Origin of the sequence: Desulfosceptrum tomskiensis, assembly GCF_049818055.1 — a bacterium.
Lineage (GTDB): Bacteria > Bacillota > Desulfotomaculia > Desulfotomaculales > JASEER01 > JBFLVT01.
The window spans coordinates 1,061,573-1,085,496 of record NZ_CP187479.1; the positions used below are offsets into that span (position 1 = coordinate 1,061,573).

Below are 23,924 nucleotides of genomic sequence, written 5' to 3' on the forward strand. Positions count from 1 at the left end.
TAAGTCGATTGGCGTCTCTTACCAGGATTCGTCAAAAACTGCCATGCTCCTTCTGCATGACTGGATTTTCACCGGCCCAGGCTACCCGCATCACCTCCTGGACCGTCGTGACGCCGGCCAGAACTTTTTCGATCCCGCATTCCCGGAGAGGGAGCAAACCCTCTCTCATTGCTTCCTGAAAGATGACGCTCGAGGGTACCTTCCGGGTTATCAGGTCCATGATCAAAGGGGTTACGGTAAGCACTTCCTGGATGCTGGTCCTGCCGTAGAAGCCCGTATGGCCGCAAACCAAACACCCGCGGCCCGCCTTGACCGTAACCGGTTTCTCCGGGCAACCCAGAAAAGCGTGCTCCAGGGTGCCGGGTTCGATGCGGCAATCATCCCTGCAGCCGGCGCAGACGGTCCTGACCAGGCGCTGGGCCACCACGCCGAGTACGGCGGAAGCCACGAGAAAGGGCTCCACGCCCAGGTCGATCAGCCTGGTCAGCGCCCCGGCCGCGTCATTGGTGTGCAGCGTGCTTAAGACCAGGTGGCCCGTGGTCGCCGCCCTGGTGGCGATAGCCGCCGTTTCGGCATCCCGGATCTCGCCGACCATGATGACGTCGGGATCCTGGCGCAGGATGGAGCGCAGGCCGGTGGCAAAAGTGAGCCCGGCGGCGGGATTGATTTGCGTCTGGTTGGTTCCCGGCAGGATGTACTCCACGGGGTCTTCGATGGTGACGACATTCTTTTGCGGGCTGGCTAATTCGGAGAGCATAGCGTAAAGGGAGGTGGTCTTTCCGCTGCCGGTGGGGCCGGTCACCAGGATGATGCCGTGCGGACGAGCCATGATCGAACGCAGGCGCTCCAGGTTGCCGGCCGTAAAGCCAAGCTGATCAAGACCGGGAGGCAGCGCCGTTCGATCAAGAACTCTGATCGCCACCTTTTCCCCGAAAACGGTAGGCATCGTCGAGACGCGCAGGTCAACGCTGCGGTCGCCGACGGGAAACTGGATACGGCCGTCCTGGGGTACCCGTTTCTCGGCGATATTAATCCCGGCCATTATTTTCAGTCTCGACACGATAGCCGGGCACATGTTCAAGGGCAAGCTCCTAATTTCCCGCAGCACGCCGTCGATGCGAAAGCGGACGGCGATCTCCCCGGCGTGGGGCTCAAAGTGGATGTCGCTGGCCCTGGCATTGATGGCGCCGGTAATGAGAGAGTTCGTGAGGCGGACAACCGGGGCCATGTCTTCCGAGGTCACGGCTTCGTTGAAATGCCGTTCGCCGTGCTTTAAACCCGAAGGAGTTGCTGTCTCCTTCTCCCGGCGGTCTGGAGATTGGCGAGAGTCATTACTACCGCCGGGCCTGGACTTCGTCCAGGCAGGACTCAGCCTGGTCAAGACACTCTGGATTTTTCCGCCCATAGCAGCCCTTCCTTGCTGCGGCGCGGTCTCCTAACCAATGAGGTTTAAGGAAAGCAACCGGGAAGGAGACAGGGCCTGTAGTTGAACTTCACCGATGGCGGACGGCAGGATAAAGGTAAGGACGCCGGACCTGGCCTTTTTGTCGTGGGCCATAGCCTCGAGGTATTGCTCGGCTGTAAAATCCCGCGGCAGCTTAACCGGCAGGCCGGCGCGGACGATCAGCCCTTCGATACGCCGGCGGTCACCGGAGGCGAGGAGACCCATCCCTTCGGCCATCCTGGCCGCAGCCGCCATGCCGATCGCCACCGCCTCGCCGTGCCGGAAGCGCCTGTATGCGGTAAGCGATTCAACAGCGTGCCCGAAGGTGTGGCCGTAATTGAGTATCTGCCGTCTCCCTTGTTCAGTCTCATCGGCGGCTACGACCTCCGCCTTGATCCCGCATGCCCTGGCGACGGCGTATGTTATCGCCTCCGCGTCAAGTTCCAGTAAGCCCTCGATGTTCTCCTCCAGCCAGTTGAAAAAGGAGGCGTCCCAGATAACGCCGTACTTGATAACCTCGGCCAGCCCGGCGCGGATTTCGCGCGGAGGCAGGCTGGCGAGCGTGACCGTGTCCGCAAGAACCAGGCGGGGCTGGTAAAAAGCCCCGATCATGTTCTTGCCCTTGGGATGGTTGACCCCGACCTTGCCCCCAACGCTGCTGTCCACCTGGGACAGGAGGGTGGTCGGGACTTGCACGAAAGGAATCCCCCGCATGTAGGTGGCGGCCACAAAACCCGCCGTGTCGCCCACCACGCCGCCGCCGAGCCCGACAACGGCGCAACCCCTGTCCAGTTCCGCATCGACGGCAAGATCGTACAGGCGGGATACGGTCTCCAGCGTCTTGTATGCCTCTCCGTCGGGCATCTCGCCCCACGTAACGTCAAGCCCCGCCCCGGCAAGGCTCTCCTCGGCCCGCTTTCCGTAGAGGGTCCTTACCGTCGGATTGGATACGACCATGACCCTTTCGCCGGGAACGCGGGCGCGCACCTCCATCCCGAGAGACCCCAGAAGGCCTTCCCCTATCAAGATGGGATAACTCCTGTCCCCCAGGCCCACTTCAACCCGTCTGATCAAGGTAACCTTTCTCCTTTAAAAAACGGATGATCTCCCGGACCGTCGCTTCCACTGACCGGGTCCCGGTATCCACCGTAAACTCGGCGACGTCATAAAGGCCCGCCCGCGCTTCAAGAAGTTCAACGATCCGGGCCCGGCCTTCGCGGTGCAGCAAGGGGCGGTCGCCCTTGCGCCGCGCCCGCGCCCAGATGTCGGCCACCGATGCCGTCAATTGGATAAACACGCCGTTTTCGCCAAGCTGCCTGACGTTTTCAGGATCCAGCAGCGTGCCTCCGCCCGTGGCGATCACCAGGTCACGGCGGCGCGCCAGTTTGGCGCACAACAGCTTCTCCTCCGAACGAAAGCGCTTTTCCCCTTCGGTGGCAAAAATCTGGACCACCGACCTGCCCGTCAGCCGTTCGATTTCCCGGTCGGTATCGACGAACTCCCGCCGGAGCATCCGGGCAAGGCAGCGGCCCACCGAGCTTTTCCCGGTAGCCATGAAGCCGATTAGCACAATGTTTTTCAAGAAGCTTACGCCTCCCTGATCCTCTCCAGGTAAGCAGCCACTGACTGTTTTAAGTCGTCCAGGGTGTCCCCGCCGAACTTTTCGAGATAGGTCCGGGCCAACTCCCAGGCCACCACCGCTTCGGCGATAACGCAGGCCGCGGGGACGGCACAGACGTCGGAACGTTCGTAGGCCGCCCGCACCGTCTCCTTACTCCTCAGATCAACGCTTTGCAAGGGCTGCCCGAGGGTCGGGATGGGCTTCATCGCTCCCCGGACCACGATGGGTTCGCCGTTGGTCACCCCGCCCTCGATCCCGCCGGCGCGGTTGCTGCTCCGGTAAAAACCCCGGGAGGCGTCGTAACAGATCTCGTCCTGTACGGCCGAACCAAAATTCCTGGCCGCCGCAAACCCGGCACCGATCTCAACAGCCTTGACGGCCTGGATGCTCATCAGGGCGGCCGCCAGGCGCCCGTCGAGTTTGCGGTCCCAGTGAACGTAGCTGCCCAGTCCGGGCACCACGCCTAACGCTCGTATCTCAAAGATCCCGCCCAGGGTATCCCCCTGGTCGCGGGCCCGGTCAATGGCCTCCACGATGCGGCTCGAGGCAATCGGGTCGGGACACATGACGGGCGAGATTTCGACGCGGGCTTTAAGCTCGTCAAGGGTGCGGTCCGGCACGGCGGCCTCGATCGGCCCGACCGACAGCACCATCCCGAAAATCTCGACGCCCAGTTCTTCCAACAGCCGCCGCCCCAGCGTGCACGCGGCGACCCGGGAGGCCGTCTCCCGCGCGCTGGCCCGCTCCAGGACGTTGCGTATGTCGCTGTGTCCGTATTTCAGAGCGCCGCCCAGGTCGGCGTGACCCGGCCGCGGCCTGGTCACTGTTTTCTCGTCCAGCCGGGCTTCCGGTCCCGGCGCCATAACGCCGGACCAGTTCACCCAGTCCCTGTTCTCCACCAGCAAGGCGACGGGCGAACCGAGGGTAACTCCTCCCCGCACGCCGCCCACAAAACGGGCCCGGTCCGACTCGATACTCATCCTCTTGCCCCTGCCGTAGCCGCCCTGGCGGCGGGCCAGCTGCAAGTTGACATAGTCTTCGGTGACCGGCACACCGGCCGGCAGTCCTTCCACCACCGCCGTAAGGCACGGCCCGTGGGATTCCCCGGCCGTCAGGTACCGCAACTCAGGCATTGCCCGCCAATCCCCTCTTTTCAATCTCCGCTTCCAGCGCCGACCGCATGGCCTCCAGCGGCGCGCTTACCCCGGTCCACAGCTCGAAAGACGCCGCCCCCTGGTGCAGCAGCATCCCGAGCCCGGGCACCGCCCGGGCGCCGGCCGACCGCGCTTTTTCCAGAAAGACGGTATACACGGGATTATACACCAGATCACACACGACCTGGCCCCGGCTGAACCAGGCCGCCGGCACCGGGGGGACGGCCTCCGCTTTCGGGGCCATACCCAGCGACGTAGTTTGAATGATTAACTCGGCAGCGCCGAACGCCCTTCGCGCGGCAGCGCCGGCATCCTCGACGTCCTTCCAGGGGAGCACGGCAGCCCGTACCCCGTGCAAGCGCACGAGGCCGGCCAGTTCTTCCGCCCGTCCGGCAGTCCGGTTGGTGATCACCATGCTCCGCACGCCGGCGCGGGCCAGGGCCAGGGCCACGGCCTTCGCGGCGCCGCCCGCCCCGATGATCAGGGCCTGCATCCCCGCCGGGTCGACGCCTGCCTCGCCGAGCGACCGTAAAAACCCCTCACCGTCGGTGTTGTAACCGACAAGCACGCCATCGCGCAAGACGACGGTGTTGATCGCCCCCGCGGCCACGGCCTCCCCGTCGAGCCTGTCGACCAGGCCCATCGCCGCCTCCTTGTGGGGAATGGTGACGTTGGCGCCCAGGAAGCCCATCGCCCGCATGCCTTGCAAGGCGTCCCGGAGCGCGCCGGGGGAAACATCCAGCGCCACGTATACAGCATTGATGCCGGCGACACGAAAAGCAGTATTTTGCATGACCGGGGACAGGGAATGCCCTACCGGGTGTCCGAACAGGGCGCAGACCCGTGTTCTGGCGTCAACCATTGGAAAACCTCCGCGGGTTAAAACCGTACTTTTCCCAGATACGCGGCAGGAAGAGTCTTTCCAGCTTGCGCGTGATCAACCGGGTACCGATGAATTCGGGCCCCGGCATGGGGTGCGTCAGAATGGTATACATCCCCAGGCGGTTGCCCCCGAACACATCGGTAAAGAGCTGGTCGCCGATGACCGCCGTTTCGTGCGGCTTGGTGCCGAGGATCTTGAGGGCCCTTTTAAACGGGCGCCGCAGCGGCTTGGAAGCGTTAAAAACAGCCGGGATGCCTGCTTCTTCAGCCATCAAAACGGCTCTTCTGGTACGGTTGTTGGAGACGATGGCGATACGGAACCCCTTTTCACGCAACTGTTCAAGCCAGTGCATGACCTCCGGCGTGAACTCCGAAGCACCCCGTTCGACAATCGTGTTGTCCAGGTCGAAAATAAGCCCCTTGATGCCCCGGGTTTTCAGAGCCTCAACGTCAATGTCGAAGAGAGAAGGCACAAACCTGTCGGGATAAAGATGTTGAAGCAAACTAACCTTCTTTAACATAACCCTCGCCCAAGCCAAAGTAGCGTAATATCTCGTCAGCCAGGCCGCTCACATTGTCACCGTCAAAACTGGGAACGCCGTAACCCTCGACCGGCGGGCCCACTACGGCAACCAGCCCGGATCTGTCCACCTGTCCGGGGTCCCCGGCGTGCAGCAGGATCTTCGGATAAGGCAGGCGCTTGTATCCCTCGACGACGACGAGATCGACCCCCTGGAAGTAAGCCAGCACTTCCTCCAGCGGCAACTCGCGGTCCAATCTCCGCGCCAGCAGCAGTTTTTCGGGGGCCGACACCACCGCGACGTCCGCTCCGGCACGGTAATGCCGCCAGGAATCCCGGCCCTCGTCCGCAAAATCGGCGCGGTGCGCCGCATGTTTCACCGTGCCGATACGCAGCCCGCGCCGCCGCAATTCGGCGACCAGTCCGGTTACCAGCACGGTCTTGCCGGAGTCTGACGTCCCCGTAACACAGATGAAGGGCGGGAGACCTTCGAACCCCCGTCGGGGGCGGTATTCATCCTTGCCGGCCATCGCCCTGGCGTTCGCCCAGTCCTGGGGGCGGTTGATGTTGAAAAACACCCGCGTCAGGTCGACGTCGGGCAGTTCCGCTTCTTTGATATACTTTACCCGTACCCGCGAAAACAAATCAATAACCTTGAGGCGGCCCTCGGATATGCACATCTCGATCGGCTTAATGCACGTTCGGGCATAAACCGCGTAGAGAGGCTCGACATAGTTGTGGACGATGGGCGCCGCACAGTCAAAATCCCCGGTCAGTTCGACAAGTTCCCGGGCCAGCGCGCCGTTCACGAACGGCATGTCGCAGGCGACCACAAAAGTCAGGCGGGTTGGCGCGCTGCAAAGCGCCGCGTGGATGCCGCTCAGGGGACCGTACCCGGGGATGACGTCCGGCACCACCTCAAGAGAGAGATTACAGAATCGGGCGGCATCGTTGGCTACCACCAGAATACGGTCGAAGTACGGCTTAAGTTCCTTAACGATATGCTGAATCATAGTCTGGCCGCCGAAATCGAGCAGGGCCTTGTCGGTTTTCATCCGCGACGATTTTCCCCCGGCGAGCACGGCGGCAGTCGCCTTGGTCAAACGGACCTCACTCCCGCAACAATTATCGCACTGCCTAAGCCTTTCGCGCAGATTCCCTTTGTTTCCTTCTCTGCCGGTCATGGTTGGCCAAAGCCGTTAAAGGGAAAAGCGAAATTAAAGACCGAAAAGACAAGCACATGCTGTCGAAAACTTCAATATAATTTTTATACAGCGTATTTCGGGAGGTGTGCTATGCTATCCGCGATCCTCAGCCTTGGCGTGATCTCGGTCATCAACGGGATATTGCTCCTGCTGTCCTACATCACTAACAATACTTTCCCCCAACCCTTAAGCCCTGATGAAGAAAAGAAATACGTGGCCCGGCTGCTCGAAGGGGACGAAGAAGCCCGCAACATCCTTACCGAGCACAACTTGCGGTTGGTCGCCCACATCATCAAGAAATACGACAATACGGGCGAAGACCTGGACGACCTTATCTCCATAGGGACCATCGGTTTGATTAAGGCCATCAACACCTTTAATCCCTCCAAGGGGGCACGGCTGGCAACTTATGCCGCGAGGTGCATCGAAAACGAGATCTTGATGCACCTCAGAGTGGTTAAGAAAACGCGCTCGGAAGTCTCCCTCCAGGAGTTGATCGGCGTTGACAAAGACGGTAACGAAATCACCCTGATCGATGTCTTGGGTACGGCGGCGGAAATGGTTGAAGACAAGGTCACCAGCATTTTCGAGCAGGAGCGCCTACATAACAAGATGAAAGGCTTGAGCCGCCGGGAAAAAAAGGTGATCTGCCTACGGTTCGGATTGATCGACGGCGTTAAGAAAACCCAGCAGGAGATCGCGCGCAAACTTGGCATTTCGAGGAGCTACGTTTCGCGTATAGAAAAACGCGCCCTGAATAAGCTTACGAAAGAATTCTGCGGCTGCCCATGATCAGTAGTCGGTAGTCGGTAGTCAGTTGTTAGGTGTCGAAGGGGTTTGCGCTGCAAATCCCTTCGGTTTTTGGCGCCTACGAGTCTTATTAGCCTATAGCTTAGAGCCAGGGAAAGAATCTACAACACCAAGAGCCCTCAAAAGCACCTCCTTACGGTTACAGCTCTAAGGTGACTATTAGCGGGAGATGGTCGGATGCTTCCGTTTCTATGACCCTTAACTCCAACACATTGAAACCCGGCGAGGTAAATATGTAGTCGATTTTCACCTGAGGGTCGTTAGCGGGAAAGGTCGGCGGAGTGTCGCCAGAGCCGGCATCCTGGAGAAATTCGTAGAGCCGGGTCAGTTCGGTCGCGTCCCGGCGGCAGTTGAAATCACCGCCGAGAACCAGCGGGGCGGGATAATGCTGAAGGATGTCGACGGTTTCATCGACCTGCGCCCGCCTGTCCGCCGCGCTCAGGCCCAGATGGGCACTCGCGAACGTCAGCGGCCCCCGCGGGCCTTCAAGCAAACAGACCAGCAGTCCCCTTTGCTCTCCGCGCCCGGGCAGATGATAATTCATGCAGTATGAGATGGGAAACCTGGACAACACGGCGTTGCCGTACTGCTGGACCCCGTCCCAGCAGACATTGGCCCCGAAGGCTGACTGCATCCCGAGCGCCTCTGCCAGGGTTCGTGGTTGGTCCACATAACAGGACCGGGCAACGTTTCTGTCAACTTCCTGAAGGGCGACGACATGCACCTCGGCCTGTCGAATGACCTCCTCGATACGCAACAGCGAGATTCTCCCATCCATCCCCTCGGCGTGACGAATGTTGTAAGTCATGCACCTGATCATTCACGGAGTCCTTTTTAACAATGTCTGCGTTACTACAATGTATGCGGCGGTGGTAATTTGTTCCTTGGCAGCGTACCTCACTGCGCCCCGCGGCTCATCAGCGTTTTTCTATAGTTTCCAGTTCCAGTCGTATAGGACCCCATGGTTTTCATACGGGCTTTGAGGTTGGCCCGCCAGGTGCGCCAGCACCGCTTCCACCCGTTGCTCGACCGTCCCGGACACGGTGATGATCCTTTCAGGCGTCACAAGCCCGCGCATCAGCGTGCTTATCAGCCAGTCCATCTCTAGTTGGTAGTCACGGTCGGTGCTCCTGAATCCATTAGCGACAAGAGCTATTTCGGGCGGCACGTAAATGATCAAATCGTAAAGCCGGGCCTGCGCCTCGCACTTCTTATAGTAGGCGAGGCTTTCGCTGCTCGGCGAATGGGCCATCCGCCAACGGATCCAGTAGGCCGCGTTGTCAATGACGGTACGGTCGGCGATAAAATGGCCGAACATGTCCTCCAGGCGGATCTGCTCCTCGAGGCAGCGCCATTGGAACGCGCTGGATTCTTTAGGCTTACCCGTTAAGTCGCAGTCCCGGGAAAATGCCTCATCCTGATAGACAACCCGGGCCTGCTCTTCGATCAGAGGCCAACCCAGTCTTGTCGACAAGGCACGGGCCAGTGTGGTTTTACCCACTCCCTGGGCCCCCGTCAATCCGATCCGCATGTCATCCCCCTCTTTGCAAGGCCGGCCGCACTCATAGAGCCTTGTCACGACCGCCAAGCGATGGATGTTACTGTGTAATTGTACTTTAAACGCCATCGAAAGGACACTGCCTTGCTCGGCATCAACACCCTCAAGCGCGGAACCCTCAACGGCCTGTAGGTCACCTGGGAGCAATACTTTCCTGGTCATCTGCCACAGCATTGTTGAGGATACCCTGCTCTTCGCCGCTCTGGGCGCCAACCTCGCTATCATCCTGGGCTGGCGGTTCGTTCTGGCCGTTTCGTCTGCCTGGTCCTGTCCCGCATTTTGAAGGTGGCACGGGAAATGCCGTGCGCTGCCTAGAAGGCCGTTGTCATTTGGCCATAAGCACTAAGCTTCAGGATGGATAAGGCCAGTTTTTCACTCGCGTATTCGTAGAACCCTGGAAGCGCCTGATACGAAAGGCTGCCCTAAGCTCGCCGGCGATGCGGGCACAGGCCTCCAGGTCCACACCCGGCCACTCCACAGCCGTCAAGATGACTTTTACCCCCTTGGAACAACAATACCGCACAAACTGCAGGATAGCCTCATAAGCCTTCACTCCGTCCCGCGGCCGGCAAATGCGGACGTAGGTTTCGGCATCCTGGGCGTTAAGGCTGATGGACATCGCTGAAACATTGTTCAGCAGTTCATCAACCGCCGCAATATCGTAGTAAAGCAATACCTGACCGTTGGTATTGACCCGTATAGGGACTCCAAGGCGGTGTATTTCCCTCGCTACCTCGGTAACGGTCTCCAGACATAAAAGGGGTTCCCCGTAACCGCAGAAGACCACCTCCTGGTAGCGCTGGGCGTCACGGGCTGCAGCCAGGATTTCCTCCACGGTCGGCTCCCTTTCCAGCCAGAGGTCGTAACCGATCCCGCCGGTACGGCGTATGCAGAACTCGCAGTCGTTCTGGCAGCGGTTGGTAATGTTGAGGTACATCCGTCGGTCTATGGTATAGGCGACGGTCATCGCGTTGGACATATTTCAACCAGGCCTGTCATAGTTATTGATGGTAAGAACAGCAAGGGGGTATCAAGATGCCCTTTAAAAACGAAATACCCAAAGCGTCCTCCCTTAGCTGGCCCGCCGTAGGTAGAGGCATCCTCGTAGCCGTATCAACCATGCTCATTCTTGCCGTCCTCGCCACGCTCATCTTTTATGTTTCGAATCTTTCGGAAAGATTCCTCCCCTGGACGGCCGCCTTCATCCTCTTCCTGGGAGCCGTAACGGGGGGCTGGAGCGCCGCCTGCCGTGCCGGGGGCAAGGGGCTCATCCACGGGTCCGCCGTGGGAGTGGGCTTGTTTCTAGTTCTCTGGATCGTAGCCGCCTTTGCCGTAACGGGCCCGCTTTCCCTCCTGGGCCTGGCGGGTAAGCTCGTGGTTACCCTGACAGGCGGAGCCCTCGGAGGGATCCTCGGCGTGGGTACTGAATAGTGCCGGCGCCTCTGCTGATCAAAGTATATGCATATCGTCCGGGTAACGGGTCAGGCGTTCAGCCCCGTCTTCGGTAACCAGAAACGTGTTTTCAATACCGACAGTTCCCAGCCCCTCGAACACAAATTTCGGCTCAATGGCAATCACATTCCCTGTTTCAAGCCTGCTTTCGCTGCCTCTTGCCAGGACAGGCCATTCGTTGAGCTCAATGCCTACACCGTGGCCAATGAAACTTACGGGAGCGCGCAACCCCATGAAGTTATGCGCCCGCCCGGCCCTGCCGGCCATCTCCCAGGCAACATCGTACAGGTCCCCTGTCTTGACCCCGGGCCTCATTTTGTCTGCAAGGGATTCCTGGATTTCGAGGGCGAGAGCGTGGGCCGCAATAAGCCGCCTGTCGGGTGCGCCGAAGGCAAAGATGCGGGTCATGTCAACCGTATAGCCCTGCCACACCCCGGGGTAATCCACGAGGATAATCTCCCCGCTTGCGATACGTTTGGATCCGGCGCCAAAACGCATCCACGGTCCGGATCCCGCTCCCCCGATCACCCCGTCAAAGTAACTGGAGTGAGCCGCGTTGGCCCCGCTCAGCAGGTGTCCCCAGAAGACCTCGGCATTAAACCCCCGCACCCTGACGTACCCCTGGTGTCCCCGGGCCCGGGCCAGGGCCTCAAGCCGCCCCGCCAGTTCCAGTTCCGTGCGGCCTAATTCGAGCAAACCGGGTAAAGCCTCGAAAAGAGCGTCCAAAGCTTTCCCGCCCGCCCTAAGGATGCTTATCTCCCACGGCGTCTTGACCGCACGCAACCGCCTTAACAGGCTTGAACAATCTACAAGCTCGGCATTCTTGAATACGGACTGGTATTTCAGGTAGTAAGCGGCGGGCAGCACGTCCAGTTCCAGGCCCAGGCGAGCAGGCAGGGCGAGGCCGTGGTCGAGCATGAGCCCCGGTATTTCCGAGAACCGCTGCAAAGGCACAATCTTCTCCACACAAGCGTCCGTCTGCGCGACCTCAAGATCCCGACGGACCATGAGCAGCGGCTCCCCTTCGGCGGGCAGGTAAAGGTGCATGTCCTGGTACGTCCCGGTGAGGTACACCAAGTCAGCGCTCTGGACGATCAAAGCCCCGTCGATCCCGTTTTGCCCTAACAGCTCTTGAAAGCGCCGCTGCCGCTCTCTGTACTCCTCTCTCAGTTCCATTTGACTCCTCCATCCGCCATTTTTACGATTGTAGTCTCATCTGGCGGGCGTGTAAAGACACAAAGAAACCGGAGGCGTCGTAACGGCAGCCCCCGGTCAGTGTTTGCTCTAAAAGGCTTTACTACGCTCTCAGGCACTGAGCGGCAGCCCCTCCTCCCTGAGGTGCTTCTCTATAGCCTTCCGGTAAAGCTGCAGGTACTCTACAGCCGAGCGCGCCCAGGAGAAGTCCAGTTCCATGGCGTTTCTGACCAGTCTCCGCCAGTTTTCGGGGTCGTCACGGTAGAGTTTCAGGGCGCGGGCAATGGCGCTGTAAAGCGCCCGGCCCGTGTAATCACGGAAGCTGAAGCCGTTACCCATGCCCGTCGCCGGATCGTACTCGGATACGGTGTCGGCCAGACCGCCCGTCTCGCGAACGATGGGGATGGTCCCGTAACGCAGGCTGATGAGCTGTCCGAGGCCGCAGGGCTCAAAGCGCGACGGCATCAGGAACATATCGGACCCGGCGTAGATCCTCTGGGCGAGTACGGCGTTGAAGCCCAGTTCCAGCCCCATTCTTTGCGGGTAACGCGCCTTGATCGAAGAGAAGAGCTGGTGGTAATGCGGGTCGCCGGTCCCCAGGACAATAAACTGGATGTCCAGGTGCATCAGCTCGTCGACGATCTGGCCGATGAGGTCGAGACCCTTCTGGTCGACGAGACGCGAGATCAGCCCGATAACGGGAACGTCCTTGACCGGGAGGCCGAGCTCCCTTTGCAGGGCGAACTTGTTTTCTTTCTTGGCCTCGATGTTGTTGCTGTCGTAGTTGCGGAACAGCCGCGGGTCGGCCTTGGGATCGAACTCGTGGTAGTTGATCCCGTTGACGATCCCGAAGAGGTCTTTCGAGCGCTGGCGGAGCAGCCCCTCCATCCTCTCACCGAATTCAGGCGTTTGTATCTCCTTGGCATATGTCCGGCTTACCGTGTTGAGGAGGTCCGTATAGAGGATGCCGGCCTTCATGAAGCTCACGCTGCCGTAGAACTCCAGCCGGTCGGGGGTAAAGAACTCGTAACCGAGGTCCAGCATCGACAGGACCTCCTTCGGATAGTTGCCCTGGTAGTGCAGGTTGTGGATCGTGAACAGGGTGGCGACGCGCTTGTGGAAGTCGCTGTGTTTGTAATGGGTGTGCAGCCAGAGCGGGATCAAGCCGCACTGCCAGTCGTTGCAGTGAATGACGTCCGGCTGCCAGTTAAGGCGCGGGAGCATTTCCAGCACGCCCTTGCAAAAGAAGGCAAAACGCTCGGCCTCGTCGTGGAAGGCGTAGATGCCGTCGCGATAAAAGTAGTGATAGTTGTCGATCATATAAACCGGTATTGTGGCATGGCCGCCGTGAAACTGGGCTTCGATCTCCTTCTGTCTGATGACGGCCGTCCGCATCTGGTTGTTGAAGTAGATGGGAAAGTCGGTGACGTACCGGGCGCCCTCGATCATTTTGTAGCGCGGCATGGCCACCCGGACATCGTTCGGGGGAAGTCCCTGGTCCATAACGACGGTCGCCAGCGCTTTGGGGAGAGAACCGGCCACATCGGCCAGGCCGCCGGTCTTGGCGAAAGGCACTACCTCCGACGACACGATAAGGATCTTCAACGGGCGATCAAACATACCTGGGAACCTCCTTTGCAGCGGCTTCAGCGATATGCGGCGCTACGACGGGCGCGTCGCGCAGGGCCCGCGCCGCTAGTTCGGGCGGTGTCGGATTGATGAAGTAACCCGTTCCCAGCTCAAAGCCGGCCATAATCGTGAGACGCGGCATGATTTCGATGTGCCAGTGGTAGTAGGAAGCGTCTCCGGCGTTAACCGGAGCGGTGTGGATAACCATGTTGAACGGCGGGTCGCAAACGGTCGCTGCCAGCTTGGCCAGGGAGGCCCGCAGTACCTGGGCCAGGTCGCGCACTTCGTCTTCGACGATCTGGCCAAAGTCGTGCTTGTGTTGCTTCGGCAGGATGGTCATCTCAAACGGGAAGCGCGAAGCATAAGGCGCGATACTGACAAAATGTCTGCTGTCGATGACGATCCGTTGACCCTGGGCCAATTCCTGATGGATCATGTCGCAGAATACGCAGGTCCCCTTCGCCGCACGGTAAGCCTCCGTCCCGGCCAACTCCTGCTTGATGTCTACAGGGACCATCGGCGTGGCGATCAGTTGGGAATGAGCGTGTTCCAGCGATGCGCCCGCGGTGCGGCCCTTGTTCTTGAAGATGCAGATGTATTTAAGACGCGAATCGTTGCGTAAATCAAGCGAACGTGCCCGCCAGGCCCAGATGATCTCTTCCACTTGCTTGTCCGACTGGGTGATCAGATTGTTGGTATGGTCGGTTGTCTCAACAATCACCTCGTGGGCGCCGACACCGTTCATAACCTCGTAAATGCCTTCCCACCAGGAAGACGGGTGTTCGTCGGCGCGCACCGCGGGAAACTTGTTGGGAACTACTCTTATCCACCATCCCTTGCTGTTGGGAGCCGTTTCCTGCTCGCGGAAGGCCAGGATTTCCGGCGGGGTCATCTCCTCATTTCCGACACACAGCGGACAGCTCTGAGGATTCAACTCGTCCGGGGTACAGCGAAAATCCGTAGGCCTTTTTGCCCTTTCAGTAGCAATGACTATCCACCGATCCACAACGGGATCCTTGCGCCACTCGGGCATTCGGGGACCTCCTTTCGCCTTGCGTTTTTGGCGATAATAACAGGCCGATTGCCAAACAGACTTACAGTGAGCGTGCGCGGGTTAGAATTTTTTTATGCGCAGGGGAGGAAAAAGCTTGTGATCCGCGAAAAGTAGGAGATATTGGAAAATCTTATCGAAAGGAAGTCAACCTCTGTGGCTGGCGACGTGCAAATCAAGGGAACGCGAAACGGGCTGGTCATCTGTCTGCCGGCGGCGGACTTTGACGACATCAAGCGCAACCTTGAGGAAAAACTCAAGCAGGCCAAGGGTTTTTTTACAGGCGCAAAGTTCACCTTCCGCCATCAGGAGCGTACGATAAACGAGGAGCAACAGCGCGAACTCGAACAACTCTTGTCGGGATACGGAATGATACCCATCCCCCGCGAAGAACGCCACAAGCCGATATTGATCCCGAAAAGCAGCCCGGTTTCCACGCCTGTGCCTTCTATGGGATCACTGCCCGGAGAACCGGCCCGATTGGTTGGGCGAAGCTTGCGCTCGGGACAAAAGATCCGGTACCTGGAGGGGCATGTCGTTGTGCTCGGGGATGTTCACCGGGGCGCTGTTATCGAGGCCGCAGGCAGCATCTTGATCATGGGCAGGTGCGCGGGAACGGTTCACGCCGGTGTTAACGGCGATAAACGTGCGGGCGTGGTAAGCCTGGAATTCTGCTCCCCCACACTGACCATCGCCGGCGTCCAGGCGATGGAAATACCGTCGACCTCTATCCCCGGCTTCAAACGGGTAATGCTCAAAGACGAACGCATTGTCCTCGCCCCGGTATAACAGTCGTCAGGATAGCAGGGATTCGCAAAGCGAATCCCATCGCTTTCTCTTGGGCGGTTTACGACAGCCGGTCAACCACCAATTATCCCGGAATTCGCTTCCGTGAATAATACCTTCATGCTAACGTCCGACAGCTAACGCCAGGACCTTTTTACCACCCGGAATCGCATCAGCGATTCTGTCCTTGATTGCCGGCGACAGACGACTGACGACCGAGGACCGAATTGGCAGCCAGAAGGCCGACAATTGATTTGGCGTCGCAGATCTCCCCGCGTTTAACCATCTCCACGGCCTGGTCCAGCGGTACTCTGACCAGTTCAAGGAACTCATCCTCGTCGGGGGCAGCCTGGCCCGTCGTCAGACCGGTGACCAGGTACAGGTGCATTTTTTCGCTGGTGAATCCGGGAGTGGAATAAAACTCCAGCAGCTTTGTGAGTTTGCCGGCGGTATAACCCGTTTCCTCCTCCAATTCACGGTTTACCGCCGCTTCCGGGTTCTCGCCGCCCTCCAGCTTGCCGGCCGGGATCTCCAGGAGTTCTTTTCCTACCGCATAGCGGTACTGACGGACCAAAAGGACGCAGCCTTCATCATCAACGGCCACTATCGCCACGGCCCCCGAGTATTCCACAACCTCCCGCCGCCCCACCTTTCCGTTGGGCAGTTCCACGGTATCAACGCGCATGTTGAGGATCTTCCCGCGATAGACGTATTCCTGCTGCAGTGTTCGTTCTTTCAACTTCATGGTATCGTCACCCCTCACAACCAAGCCCGCAGCTAACGCATATTCTCTCCCCTGCGCGGAAACCTTAACAACAAAGGATACTACGATACTAGAGGAGGTTGTTTGCTGCATGAGTATCCGGCGTTGGGACCCTTTCAGCGAGATTAACACCCTGCGCGATCAAATGAATAGAATGATGGAGTTCTTCAGACCCGGCCTGCGGGAGCCCGCCGTTCCCCGGATCGACCTTCACCAGACCGACGACGAAGTTATCGCCACCGCGGAAATCCCGGGTCTGGTGTCAAAAGAAGATATCGAGGTCAGCGTGACCCCGGACAGCCTTTCGGTAAGCGGTGAGATCAAGCGCCAGCACGCGGTGAACGAGGAGGACTACCTGCACGCCGAGCGCTATTACGGGTCTTTCTCGCGGGTCCTGCCTCTCCCCGTCGAGGTTAAGCCCGAGGAATCGCATGCCACTTACGAAAACGGCGTGCTTACCGTCAGGATGCCCAAGGTTCAGCCCGGCAGGGACAGGCAGCCCAGGCGCATACCGGTTCAGTAAGGAAGTTAGACACCGGAAGTCACTAAGTCGGAATCGCCCGGCACTCAAATCCGATACCCAAAGAAAACCTCTGTTAACGCTGTGATTTCGACATTAAGGGCCTGCCTGCGTGTAGTGCCGCTTGATAACGTCGATGATCTCCATCACCGGGACCCTCCCCGAAGCCGCAACCTGACCGTTCACGACCACCGCCGGGAGCGCCGGGTTTCCTTCCTGCCGGGGGCGGCAGACGTAACGGACCCTGATCTCATCCCCGAACACCCGGCGGACCGCCCCTTCGAGCATATTGAATAAAAAGACGTAATCCAGGGCCCGGCCCGGGCAGGAACCAGCCTCTCACCCGGGACGGTCCCCGTCCGACGGGACGTCTCCCCAGAGTTCCACCGTAACGCCCCTCATCTTGCCGTGATGTCCTTGAGGCAGCGCCGGAAGGCCTCCACCGTGCGGTCCAGGTCTTCCGCGTTGTGTGCCGCCGAAACGAACATGGCCTCGAACTGGGCCGGAGCGATGTAGACCCCGGCGTCGAGCAGGCCCCTGAACAGCCTGCCGTAGAGAGCAGTGTCGCTGGTCATCGCCCCCGCAAAATCCCTCACGGGCTCGGAGGTCAAAAAGGTACAGAGCATCGAACCTATCCGGTTTTGACTCACAGGCACCCCGGCCTGGCGTGCCGCATCAGCCATCCCTTCCGCCAGCCGTGCCCCCATCTTATCTAACTGTTCATACAGGCCCGGCTGGGCAAGCGCCTGAAGCGTGGCGATACCGGCGGCCATCGCCACCGGGTTGCCAGAAAGCGTTCCGGCCTGGTAAACCGGGCCTTCGGGGCTGACCATGCTCATTATCTCCCACCGACCGCCGTACGCTCCGACCGGCAGCCCGCCGCCGATGATCTTCCCCAGACAGGTCAGGTCGGGAACGACGTTGAAGACGGTTTGCGCCCCGCCGTAAGCGACCCGGAACCCGGTGATCACCTCGTCGAAAATCAACAGGCTGCCATAGCGGGTTGTTAACTCCCGCAGACCCTCCAGAAAACCTTCCTCAGGCAGAACGACACCCATGTTGCCCGCTACGGGTTCCACGATGACGGCGGCGATTTCCTCAGGGTGGCGGTTGAAAACCTCTTGCACTTCATCCAGGTGGTTGTAGCCGACGACGATAGTGCTGCCGGCGACGTCGGCCGGCACTCCCGGAGACGTCGGAACGCCGAGAGTCAGCGCGCCCGAGCCGGCCTTGACCAGGAGGTGGTCGGCGTGGCCGTGGTAACAGCCTTCGAACTTAACGATCTTGTCCCGCCCGGTATAGGCCCTGGCAAGGCGTAAGGCGCTCATCGTCGCCTCGGTCCCCGAGTTGACCATACGGACCATTTCGACCCCCGGAAGAGCCTCGATAATGAGGCGTGCCAGCTCGATTTCGAGCTCGGTAGGCGCACCGTAGCTTGTGCCCTTCTGTGCGGCTTCCCATACCGCCGCCAGCACTGACGGATGGCCGTGGCCCAGGATCAGCGGACCCCAGGAGGCCACGTAGTCGATGTATTCGTTGCCGTCCACGTCCCAGACCCGGCTGCCCTGCGCACGGGCGATAAAAACCGGGTCCCCTCCCACAGCCTTGAAAGCCCTTACGGGGCTGTTGACCCCGCCGGGGATGTACTTCCGGGCCGTCTCGAAAAGCCGCCGCGAGTTCGCGTAATCTCTGGTCACTCTTTATCCCCCCACCGCTTTCTACTCCGCGAAGTAGGTCATACTCGTCCGCTTCAGTTCCCTGTCGCTGAAAAGGACGAGGTAGTCATCGACCCCAACCTGCTCGGCCAGGCGTCGCACGAGTCCGGCGCACTCATCCCGGGTCGGCTTGTGAACCATGGTGTACAGGTTGTACGGCCAGCCGGGGCGCGTAACCCGCTGGTAGCAGTGGGTGATCTCCTTGAACCCGGCCAGGGTCCGGCCCACCTCGTCAAGCCTGTCCTCCGGGACACGCCAGGCCACCAGGGCGTTGCCGGCAAAGCCCACCCGCTGGTGGCGGATGGCCGCCCCCAGCCGCTTCAAGTGGCCGCTGTCCTTAAAGGCCTGCAGCTTTTCCAGGACCGCTTCCTCGCTTAAGCCAAGGCGGCGCCCGATTTCGGCAAAAGGCCGGCTGACCAGGGGCAAGCCGGACTGCAGTTCCTTAACCAGTTGTTTATCCAGTTCCGTCAGCATGGTTCACCTCGGAAACGTCGAAGTTCACAAGGATCTTAAAAATCCTGGTGGCGGGGAGGGTTACAATCTCTTTGATACCGGTCGCGGCCTTAATCTCGTTAAGAATTCGCTGGACCCGCTCATCGGAAAGGGCCAGCACGGTAAACCACATGTTGTAATCGCCGTCCCGGAGATAATTGTGAGTGATCTCCAGGTAGCCGTTGACGACATCCGCCACCCTGTCCACCTTATCCGGCGGAACCTTCATCGCGCAGAGCGTGCCCTTGTAGCCGAGCTTGCGGGAGTCGAACACGCCGCCCATCCGCCTGATAATGTTGCTCTCTTTCAAGCGTCTTAAGCGCTCCAGAACCTCGTCCTCGCTCAGTCCCAGTCTGGCGCCCACCGCCGCGTACGGTCTTTCCGTCAGCGGGATGTCGTACTGGACAAGGTTAAGCAGTTCGCGGTCTTTCTGATCAAGATCCATGGGCCACCTCTTTTTTGCCGTTCCGGTACAGGCACCAGGGTTCCTCGGCCATGTAGTCCCGGTAGTAGAAGTAAGCGCGCGCACGGCACCCGCCGCAAATATCGTTAAACTTGCATATCCCGCAGCCCCCGCCGTACTTGCGGGAGCGCAGGGCGGCGAAAACCTCGGCGTTTCTCCATATTTCATCAAAAGGGGTCTCGCGCACGTTGCCGACAACGATGTCGAGGTAAGCGCAGGCCTGCACGCCGCCGGTCGGGTTAACCAGGCAGTAGGAAAGCCCGGCCAGGCAGCCCCGCTGGAACCTGGTCTGAACGCCGAGCTGCCGGGCTATCCGGGTGAATTGAGGCGCACAGGTCGGCTTTAATTCTATCGATACCTCCGCCTGTTTTTTCATTATCCGCCGGAGGAGATCTTCATACTCGGCGGCCCGCAGCGAACTCTCCTCGATGTTCACGCCGCGGCCGGTGGGCACGAGAAAAAAGACGTGATGAGCCATCGCTCCCTGTTCAACGGCAAGATCGGTGAGTTTCTCAACCTCGCCGTAATTCCAGTCCATCACGGTCGTGTGCACCTGAAAAGGCAGTCCCGCATCCTTGCAGGCGCGCATCCCGTCGACGGCTCCCTGCCATGCGCCGGCCACGGCACGGAAACGGTCGTGGGTCTCCGACGAAACGCTGTCCAGGCTGATGCCGATCGCCTTGGCCCCCGCTTTCACGAGCCTGCGGGCCATTGCGGGAGTAATAAGCGTCCCGTTCGAGCCCAGCACCGGGCGGAGCCCCCGGCTGCAGGCATAGGTGATCAGTTCGAAAAGGTCTTCCCGCATCAGCGGCTCCCCGCCGGAAAAAATCATGATCTTAAAGCCGGCCCGGGCAATCTCCTCGATCATTGTCCTGGCTTCGGCCGTGCTCAGCTCATCCTCGGCCTTAATCCCGGAATCTCGATAACAGTGGGCGCAGTTAAGATTGCAGGCGTTGGTCGCGTTCCACGATACCAGCACTGTTATCCCTCCTTAAGCCACCTGGCGGCGTCTTTGGCGTGGTAAGTGATGATGATATCGGCGCCCGCCCGCTTCATCCCGGTCAGGGTTTCGAGAACAATAGCCTTTTCATTGACCCAGCCCCGCTCGGCGGCCGCCTTGACCATCGCGTACTCGCCGCTGACATTGTAGGCGGCCACCGGCATCAGGAACTCGTCCTTGATCCGTCTGATCACGTCCATATAGCTCAGCGCCGGTTTAACCATGACGATGTCGGCGCCTTCTGCAACGTCGAGGGCGACTTCGCGCAGAGCTTCGTCGGAGTTGGCCGCATCCATCTGGTAGGTCCGGCGGTCGCCGAACCGGGGGGTCGAAGCGCAGGCATCCCTGAAAGGACCGTAATACGCCGAGGCGTATTTCGCCGAATAGGCCATGATCGGTGTGCCGCTGAATCCCGCGGCATCCAGCGCCTCCCGTATGGCCCGCACCCTGCCGTCCATCATGTCGGACGGGGCCACCATGTCGGCCCCCGCCCGGGCATGGGATGCGGCGGTCCGGGCCAGGAGTTCCAGGGACGGGTCGTTCAAAATCTCCTGTCCCTCAACCACCCCGCAGTGCCCGTGGTTGGTATAGGCGCACAGGCACACGTCGGTCACTACCAGCAATTTGGGAAACGCCCTTTTTATCTCCCGCACCGCCCGTTGAACGACACCGTCTTCGCGATAGGCCTCGGAAGCCCGGTCGTCCTTGCGCGACGGCACGCCAAACAGCAGGACCCCGGGAATGCCAAGCTCAACCGCCCCAGCCACCTCTTCAAGCAAGGTGTCGGACGAATACCGGAAGATGCCGGGCATGGCCTCAACCGGCTGGCGCACGCCTTTTCCTTCGGCGGCGAAAACGGGATAGATCAGGTCGTCCACGCCAAGCACGGTCTCGCGGACCAGCCGGCGTATGCTGTCGTTCGCTCTCAGTCGCCGCATCCTTAGCTCAGGGAACAAAGCCACACAAAATCACCTCACTTTGCCTCTCACTTCATATACCGATCTCCTGATCGGTTAAATAGCAGGCGGGGTCCGAAGCCCAAGGGTCACCCGTCGCCGCCTCCGCCCGGGCCCGGAAATTGCCGTTGCAAACGTCCAGCCAGCGGCAGGAAGCGCAGCGCCCCTTCAGTAGACCGCGGCGGTTTTTAAGTCCGGCCATCAAGGGATTACTGATGTCGGTCCAGATGTCCCCGAAGCTTCTTTCGCGGACGTTGCCCAGCGTATGCCAGGGAGTAAACTGGTCGGGGTGTACGTTGCCCTGCCAGTCGACGGCGCCGATGGCAATACCGCTGCGGTTGCCCCCCGTTGCCAAAAGCAGGCTGAGGACGGCCTCGGCCCTTGCCGGGTCGCTTTCCTTAACCTTCAGATAAATGTAGACGGCGTCGGCGTGGTTGTCGACCGTCAGGATCTCTTTCCGATGGCCCCTGGCCAGCAGGTCGGCCGTCCGCCGCCAGATCAGGTCGATGGTCGCTCTTTTTTCCTCCGCGCTCAAGTCATAGTCGACAAGGCGGCTTCCCCTGCCTGTATAGACAAGATGGTAAAAGCAGGCCCTGTTAATGCCCTCGGCCTCGATCAGGTCAAAAATGGCGCCGAGTTCGCGGAAGTTGTATTTGGTAAGCGTGAACCTCAAGCCCACTCTCTGCCCTACGGCGACACAGTTGCGAATCCCTTCCAGGGCCGCCTCGAAAGCACCTTTGTAACCACGTAGGCGGTCATTCGTCTCTTTCAGCCCGTCCAGGCTGACGCCGACGTAGCCGACGCCCGTCTCTTTGAGGGCCCAGGCTTTCTCCCTGGTGATCAGCGTGCCGTTCGTGGAAACGACCGGCCGGACGCCTTTTTCCCTGGCGTACTGCGCCAGTTCGAAAAAGTCGGGGCGCAGCAAGGGTTCCCCGCCCGAAAAGAGGAGTACGGGGACGGAAAAATCAGCGAGGTCGTCGATAAACTTGCGGGCTTCAGCCGTAGTCATTTCCCCGGTGCCTGGTTCGGCCGTCGCGTTGGCGTAACAATGGGCGCATTTCAAATTGCAGGCCTGCGTGGAATTCCAGACAACCACGGGGCCGACGGCCCCCCTCCCCCTTACATAACGGAGATGGTCGCCGCCTTCTTTTTGCCCGGATAAGATTTTAGAAATACTAAGCACTGCCTCGACTCCCGACGAAATATTTCTCCAATTCCCTGACCAGCCCGGGAATGGTGTGTTCCGAAGCTTCCACGTCCACGCGCAGGCCCAGCTCCCGCGCCGTCGCGCTCGTTACGGGACCGATGGATGCGACCGCGACGCCCGACAGCAGGGTCGGCGCGTCTCCGCCCAGAAGGCGCACGAGGTTTTTTGCGGTGGAGGAGCTGGTTAAAGTGACGGCGTGGACGCGTCCTTCTTCGAGCAGCCGGCGGACCTCGCCCGTGTTTTCGTCAACCGCCAGCGTGCGGTAGGCCGTCACCTCGGTGACCCGCGCCCCCGCCTCCGTCAGGGCATCGTTCAGGGCCTTGGGCGCGATGTCGGTGCGCGGAAGAAGGATCCTTTCATCTTTTTTAATCAGTTCCTTCAACCCTCGGGCGATCTCTTCGGCGCGGAATGCCTCGGGCACAAAGGCCGCGCGGAGGCCGAAGCCTTCAAGGACGCCGCGGGTCTGCGGGCCGATGGCTGCCAGCCGAACCCCGTGCAGTTCGCGGATGTCCCTGCCTAGGTCACGCAAGCGCCGGAAGAAATACTTCACGCCGTTGACGCTGGTGAAGATAATCCAGTCAAAGGTACCGGCCTGCGCAATCGCCCTATCCAGCGGCCCCCAGTCGGCCGGGGGTGCAATAGCGATGGTGGGAAACTCGTACGGCTCAGCCCCCAGCTCGCCGAGCGCTTCGGAAAGGGCGCTGGCCTGCTCGCGCGCCCGGGTGACCAGGACGCGTTTTCCGAAGAGGGGCCGTTTCTCGACCCAGCTCAGCACCGGCCGCAGTTTGCATACCTCGCCGACAACCACCACCGAGGGGTTTTTGACGCCGGCAGCCTTAACCTTTTGCACAATGTTTCCCAGGCTGCCTTCGACGGTAACCTGCTCGGGCCAGGTGCCCCAATGGATGACGGCGGCCGGGGTGTCCGGGGAGCGGCCGTGCTCGACGAGCTTGCCGACGATGTCGGGCAAATTGGCCATGCCCATCAGAAACACCAGGGTTCCGGCCCCCGTGGCCAGTTTGCCCCAGTCTATGTTGCTGTCCGGCTTGTGCGGGTCTTCGTTACCGGTCACTATAGCTACTGTAGCAGTAAAATCGCGGTGTGTTAAGGGAATACCCGCGTAAGCCGGGGCCGCGACGGCCGAAGTCACGCCGGGGACGATTTCGAAATCCAGGCCGCTCCCGGCCAGGTACTCGGCCTCCTCCCCTCCCCGACCGAAAATAAAGGGGTCGCCCCCCTTGAGGCGGGCCACCTTTTTCCCGGCCCGGGCTCTTTCCGCCAGGATTTCGTTAATCGCGTCCTGGGTCAAATAGTGCCCTTCAGGCGATTTTCCGGCGTAGATAAGCTCGGCGTCGGCTCGTGCATAGGACAGCAAACGCCTGTTGATCAGGCGGTCGTAAACGATAACCTCTGCTTCCCTGATACACTCCAGGCCCCGCAGAGTCAACAGCTTGGGATCGCCCGGTCCCGCTCCGATCAGGTACACACATCCGCCACGCATC

Annotated in this window: 26 protein-coding genes; 4 read left to right on the plus strand and 22 right to left on the minus strand. The window is 60.2% G+C overall.

Going from position 1 to position 23,924, the window contains the following annotated elements; all coding sequences use genetic code 11:
* Positions 1-31 precede the first annotated feature (31 nt).
* Genes ACPV0M_RS05425 through mobAB form a run of 7 tightly spaced genes read right to left on the minus strand, consistent with a single transcriptional unit; the run spans position 32 to position 6,724 of the window.
* Positions 32-1,405, minus strand: coding sequence for a GspE/PulE family protein (locus ACPV0M_RS05425; RefSeq protein WP_425621936.1), 1,374 nt, complete (start codon positions 1,403-1,405; stop codon positions 32-34).
* A 30-nt stretch (positions 1,406-1,435) separates the two neighbouring features.
* Positions 1,436-2,515 (minus strand): 3-dehydroquinate synthase, encoded by a 1,080-nt coding sequence (gene aroB, locus ACPV0M_RS05430; protein ID WP_425622136.1) that lies wholly within the window; start codon positions 2,513-2,515, stop codon positions 1,436-1,438.
* A complete protein-coding gene (locus ACPV0M_RS05435; protein WP_425621937.1) occupies positions 2,502-3,026 on the minus strand; it encodes a shikimate kinase in 525 nt (174 codons plus the stop codon). The genes aroB and ACPV0M_RS05435 overlap by 14 nt, the downstream gene beginning before the upstream one ends.
* A 5-nt stretch (positions 3,027-3,031) precedes the next feature.
* On the minus strand, positions 3,032-4,198 hold the full coding sequence (gene aroC / locus ACPV0M_RS05440) for a chorismate synthase (RefSeq protein ID WP_425621938.1): 1,167 nt from the start codon (positions 4,196-4,198) through the stop codon (positions 3,032-3,034).
* Positions 4,191-5,081 (minus strand): shikimate dehydrogenase, encoded by an 891-nt coding sequence (gene aroE, locus ACPV0M_RS05445; RefSeq protein ID WP_425621939.1) that lies wholly within the window; start codon positions 5,079-5,081, stop codon positions 4,191-4,193. Before aroE ends, aroC begins: the two co-directional genes overlap by 8 nt.
* The gene (locus ACPV0M_RS05450; RefSeq protein WP_425621940.1) at positions 5,074-5,604 is read right to left on the minus strand and encodes a YqeG family HAD IIIA-type phosphatase; all 531 of its coding nucleotides are present in this window, start codon (positions 5,602-5,604) and stop codon (positions 5,074-5,076) included. The genes aroE and ACPV0M_RS05450 overlap by 8 nt, the downstream gene beginning before the upstream one ends.
* A 1-nt stretch (position 5,605) precedes the next feature.
* Positions 5,606-6,724, minus strand: coding sequence for a bifunctional molybdenum cofactor guanylyltransferase MobA/molybdopterin-guanine dinucleotide biosynthesis adaptor protein MobB (mobAB, locus tag ACPV0M_RS05455; RefSeq protein WP_425621941.1), 1,119 nt, complete (start codon positions 6,722-6,724; stop codon positions 5,606-5,608).
* 192 nt (positions 6,725-6,916) lie between these two features.
* On the opposite strand from mobAB, the gene sigK reads away from it, so the two are divergent.
* Complete coding sequence (gene sigK, locus ACPV0M_RS05460; protein WP_425621942.1) at positions 6,917-7,618, plus strand: RNA polymerase sporulation sigma factor SigK; 702 nt, start codon at positions 6,917-6,919, stop codon at positions 7,616-7,618.
* 157 nt (positions 7,619-7,775) lie between these two features.
* Here sigK and ACPV0M_RS05465 read toward each other — a convergent pair whose 3' ends face one another.
* The 3 genes from ACPV0M_RS05465 to ACPV0M_RS05475 form a co-directional block, all read right to left on the minus strand.
* Positions 7,776-8,456: an endonuclease/exonuclease/phosphatase family protein gene (locus tag ACPV0M_RS05465; protein WP_425621943.1), complete on the minus strand. Its 681-nt coding sequence runs from the start codon at positions 8,454-8,456 to the stop codon at positions 7,776-7,778.
* Between the two features lie 108 nt (positions 8,457-8,564).
* Complete coding sequence (locus ACPV0M_RS05470; protein WP_425621944.1) at positions 8,565-9,167, minus strand: AAA family ATPase; 603 nt, start codon at positions 9,165-9,167, stop codon at positions 8,565-8,567.
* A gap of 376 nt (positions 9,168-9,543) precedes the next feature.
* Positions 9,544-10,173: a TatD family nuclease-associated radical SAM protein gene (locus ACPV0M_RS05475; protein ID WP_425621945.1), complete on the minus strand. Its 630-nt coding sequence runs from the start codon at positions 10,171-10,173 to the stop codon at positions 9,544-9,546.
* A 56-nt stretch (positions 10,174-10,229) separates the two neighbouring features.
* Here ACPV0M_RS05475 and ACPV0M_RS05480 point away from each other — a divergent pair, with 56 nt between their 5' ends.
* Complete coding sequence (locus ACPV0M_RS05480; protein ID WP_425621946.1) at positions 10,230-10,625, plus strand: TIGR04086 family membrane protein; 396 nt, start codon at positions 10,230-10,232, stop codon at positions 10,623-10,625.
* Positions 10,626-10,643: 18 nt separating this feature from the next.
* On the opposite strand, the gene ACPV0M_RS05485 is transcribed toward ACPV0M_RS05480, so the two are convergent.
* The 3 genes from ACPV0M_RS05485 to galT form a co-directional block, all read right to left on the minus strand.
* Positions 10,644-11,822 (minus strand): M24 family metallopeptidase, encoded by a 1,179-nt coding sequence (locus tag ACPV0M_RS05485; RefSeq protein WP_425621947.1) that lies wholly within the window; start codon positions 11,820-11,822, stop codon positions 10,644-10,646.
* A gap of 129 nt (positions 11,823-11,951) precedes the next feature.
* Positions 11,952-13,460, minus strand: a complete 1,509-nt coding sequence (gene glgA, locus ACPV0M_RS05490) for a glycogen synthase GlgA (RefSeq protein ID WP_425621948.1) — start codon at positions 13,458-13,460, stop codon at positions 11,952-11,954.
* Positions 13,453-14,502 carry a galactose-1-phosphate uridylyltransferase gene (gene galT, locus ACPV0M_RS05495; protein ID WP_425621949.1) on the minus strand — a complete coding sequence of 350 codons (1,050 nt, stop codon included), beginning with the start codon at positions 14,500-14,502 and terminating at the stop codon, positions 13,453-13,455. Before galT ends, glgA begins: the two co-directional genes overlap by 8 nt.
* A gap of 174 nt (positions 14,503-14,676) precedes the next feature.
* Between galT and ACPV0M_RS05500 the strand changes: the two genes are divergently transcribed.
* Positions 14,677-15,309 carry a septum site-determining protein MinC gene (locus ACPV0M_RS05500; protein ID WP_425621950.1) on the plus strand — a complete coding sequence of 211 codons (633 nt, stop codon included), beginning with the start codon at positions 14,677-14,679 and terminating at the stop codon, positions 15,307-15,309.
* A 169-nt stretch (positions 15,310-15,478) separates the two neighbouring features.
* On the opposite strand, the gene ACPV0M_RS05505 is transcribed toward ACPV0M_RS05500, so the two are convergent.
* Complete coding sequence (locus ACPV0M_RS05505; RefSeq protein WP_425621951.1) at positions 15,479-16,051, minus strand: NUDIX hydrolase; 573 nt, start codon at positions 16,049-16,051, stop codon at positions 15,479-15,481.
* 109 nt (positions 16,052-16,160) lie between these two features.
* On the opposite strand from ACPV0M_RS05505, the gene ACPV0M_RS05510 reads away from it, so the two are divergent.
* Complete coding sequence (locus tag ACPV0M_RS05510) at positions 16,161-16,592, plus strand: Hsp20/alpha crystallin family protein (RefSeq protein WP_425621952.1); 432 nt, start codon at positions 16,161-16,163, stop codon at positions 16,590-16,592.
* Between the two features lie 93 nt (positions 16,593-16,685).
* Here ACPV0M_RS05510 and ACPV0M_RS05515 read toward each other — a convergent pair whose 3' ends face one another.
* From ACPV0M_RS05515 to cobA, 8 genes are all read right to left on the minus strand, one after another.
* A complete protein-coding gene (locus tag ACPV0M_RS05515; RefSeq protein ID WP_425621953.1) occupies positions 16,686-16,853 on the minus strand; it encodes a hypothetical protein in 168 nt (55 codons plus the stop codon).
* Positions 16,854-16,987: 134 nt separating this feature from the next.
* A complete protein-coding gene (gene hemL / locus ACPV0M_RS05520) occupies positions 16,988-18,286 on the minus strand; it encodes a glutamate-1-semialdehyde 2,1-aminomutase (protein WP_425621954.1) in 1,299 nt (432 codons plus the stop codon).
* A gap of 21 nt (positions 18,287-18,307) precedes the next feature.
* Entirely contained in the window at positions 18,308-18,778 is a 471-nt protein-coding gene (locus tag ACPV0M_RS05525) for an AsnC family transcriptional regulator (RefSeq protein ID WP_425621955.1), read from the minus strand.
* Positions 18,759-19,241: an AsnC family transcriptional regulator gene (locus ACPV0M_RS05530; protein ID WP_425621956.1), complete on the minus strand. Its 483-nt coding sequence runs from the start codon at positions 19,239-19,241 to the stop codon at positions 18,759-18,761. The genes ACPV0M_RS05525 and ACPV0M_RS05530 overlap by 20 nt, the downstream gene beginning before the upstream one ends.
* Positions 19,231-20,238, minus strand: coding sequence for a putative heme d1 biosynthesis radical SAM protein NirJ2 (gene nirJ2, locus ACPV0M_RS05535; protein WP_425621957.1), 1,008 nt, complete (start codon positions 20,236-20,238; stop codon positions 19,231-19,233). The genes ACPV0M_RS05530 and nirJ2 overlap by 11 nt, the downstream gene beginning before the upstream one ends.
* A 2-nt stretch (positions 20,239-20,240) precedes the next feature.
* Positions 20,241-21,221, minus strand: coding sequence for a porphobilinogen synthase (hemB, locus tag ACPV0M_RS05540; RefSeq protein ID WP_425621958.1), 981 nt, complete (start codon positions 21,219-21,221; stop codon positions 20,241-20,243).
* A 28-nt stretch (positions 21,222-21,249) separates the two neighbouring features.
* Positions 21,250-22,398 (minus strand): radical SAM protein, encoded by a 1,149-nt coding sequence (locus ACPV0M_RS05545; protein WP_425621959.1) that lies wholly within the window; start codon positions 22,396-22,398, stop codon positions 21,250-21,252.
* The gene (gene cobA / locus ACPV0M_RS05550) at positions 22,391-23,923 is read right to left on the minus strand and encodes a uroporphyrinogen-III C-methyltransferase (RefSeq protein ID WP_425622137.1); all 1,533 of its coding nucleotides are present in this window, start codon (positions 23,921-23,923) and stop codon (positions 22,391-22,393) included. Before cobA ends, ACPV0M_RS05545 begins: the two co-directional genes overlap by 8 nt.
* Position 23,924 lies beyond the last annotated feature (1 nt).

Excerpts from the sequence above, each read along its gene's own strand:
- cobA (WP_425622137.1), bottom strand. The coding sequence starts at position 23,923 with ATGCGTGGCGGATGTGTGTACCTGATCGGAGCGGGACCGGGCGATCCC.
- galT (WP_425621949.1), bottom strand. The coding sequence starts at position 14,502 with ATGCCCGAGTGGCGCAAGGATCCCGTTGTGGATCGGTGGATAGTCATT.
- ACPV0M_RS05470 (WP_425621944.1), bottom strand. The coding sequence starts at position 9,167 with ATGCGGATCGGATTGACGGGGGCCCAGGGAGTGGGTAAAACCACACTG.
- glgA (WP_425621948.1), bottom strand. The coding sequence starts at position 13,460 with ATGTTTGATCGCCCGTTGAAGATCCTTATCGTGTCGTCGGAGGTAGTG.
- sigK (WP_425621942.1), top strand. The coding sequence starts at position 6,917 with ATGCTATCCGCGATCCTCAGCCTTGGCGTGATCTCGGTCATCAACGGG.
- ACPV0M_RS05425 (WP_425621936.1), bottom strand. The coding sequence starts at position 1,405 with ATGGGCGGAAAAATCCAGAGTGTCTTGACCAGGCTGAGTCCTGCCTGG.
- ACPV0M_RS05530 (WP_425621956.1), bottom strand. The coding sequence starts at position 19,241 with ATGGATCTTGATCAGAAAGACCGCGAACTGCTTAACCTTGTCCAGTAC.
- ACPV0M_RS05485 (WP_425621947.1), bottom strand. The coding sequence starts at position 11,822 with ATGGAACTGAGAGAGGAGTACAGAGAGCGGCAGCGGCGCTTTCAAGAG.
- ACPV0M_RS05505 (WP_425621951.1), bottom strand. The coding sequence starts at position 16,051 with ATGAAGTTGAAAGAACGAACACTGCAGCAGGAATACGTCTATCGCGGG.
- ACPV0M_RS05510 (WP_425621952.1), top strand. The coding sequence starts at position 16,161 with ATGAGTATCCGGCGTTGGGACCCTTTCAGCGAGATTAACACCCTGCGC.
- aroE (WP_425621939.1), bottom strand. The coding sequence starts at position 5,081 with ATGGTTGACGCCAGAACACGGGTCTGCGCCCTGTTCGGACACCCGGTA.
- ACPV0M_RS05465 (WP_425621943.1), bottom strand. The coding sequence starts at position 8,456 with ATGATCAGGTGCATGACTTACAACATTCGTCACGCCGAGGGGATGGAT.
- ACPV0M_RS05475 (WP_425621945.1), bottom strand. The coding sequence starts at position 10,173 with ATGTCCAACGCGATGACCGTCGCCTATACCATAGACCGACGGATGTAC.
- ACPV0M_RS05480 (WP_425621946.1), top strand. The coding sequence starts at position 10,230 with ATGCCCTTTAAAAACGAAATACCCAAAGCGTCCTCCCTTAGCTGGCCC.
- aroC (WP_425621938.1), bottom strand. The coding sequence starts at position 4,198 with ATGCCTGAGTTGCGGTACCTGACGGCCGGGGAATCCCACGGGCCGTGC.
- ACPV0M_RS05525 (WP_425621955.1), bottom strand. The coding sequence starts at position 18,778 with ATGCTGACGGAACTGGATAAACAACTGGTTAAGGAACTGCAGTCCGGC.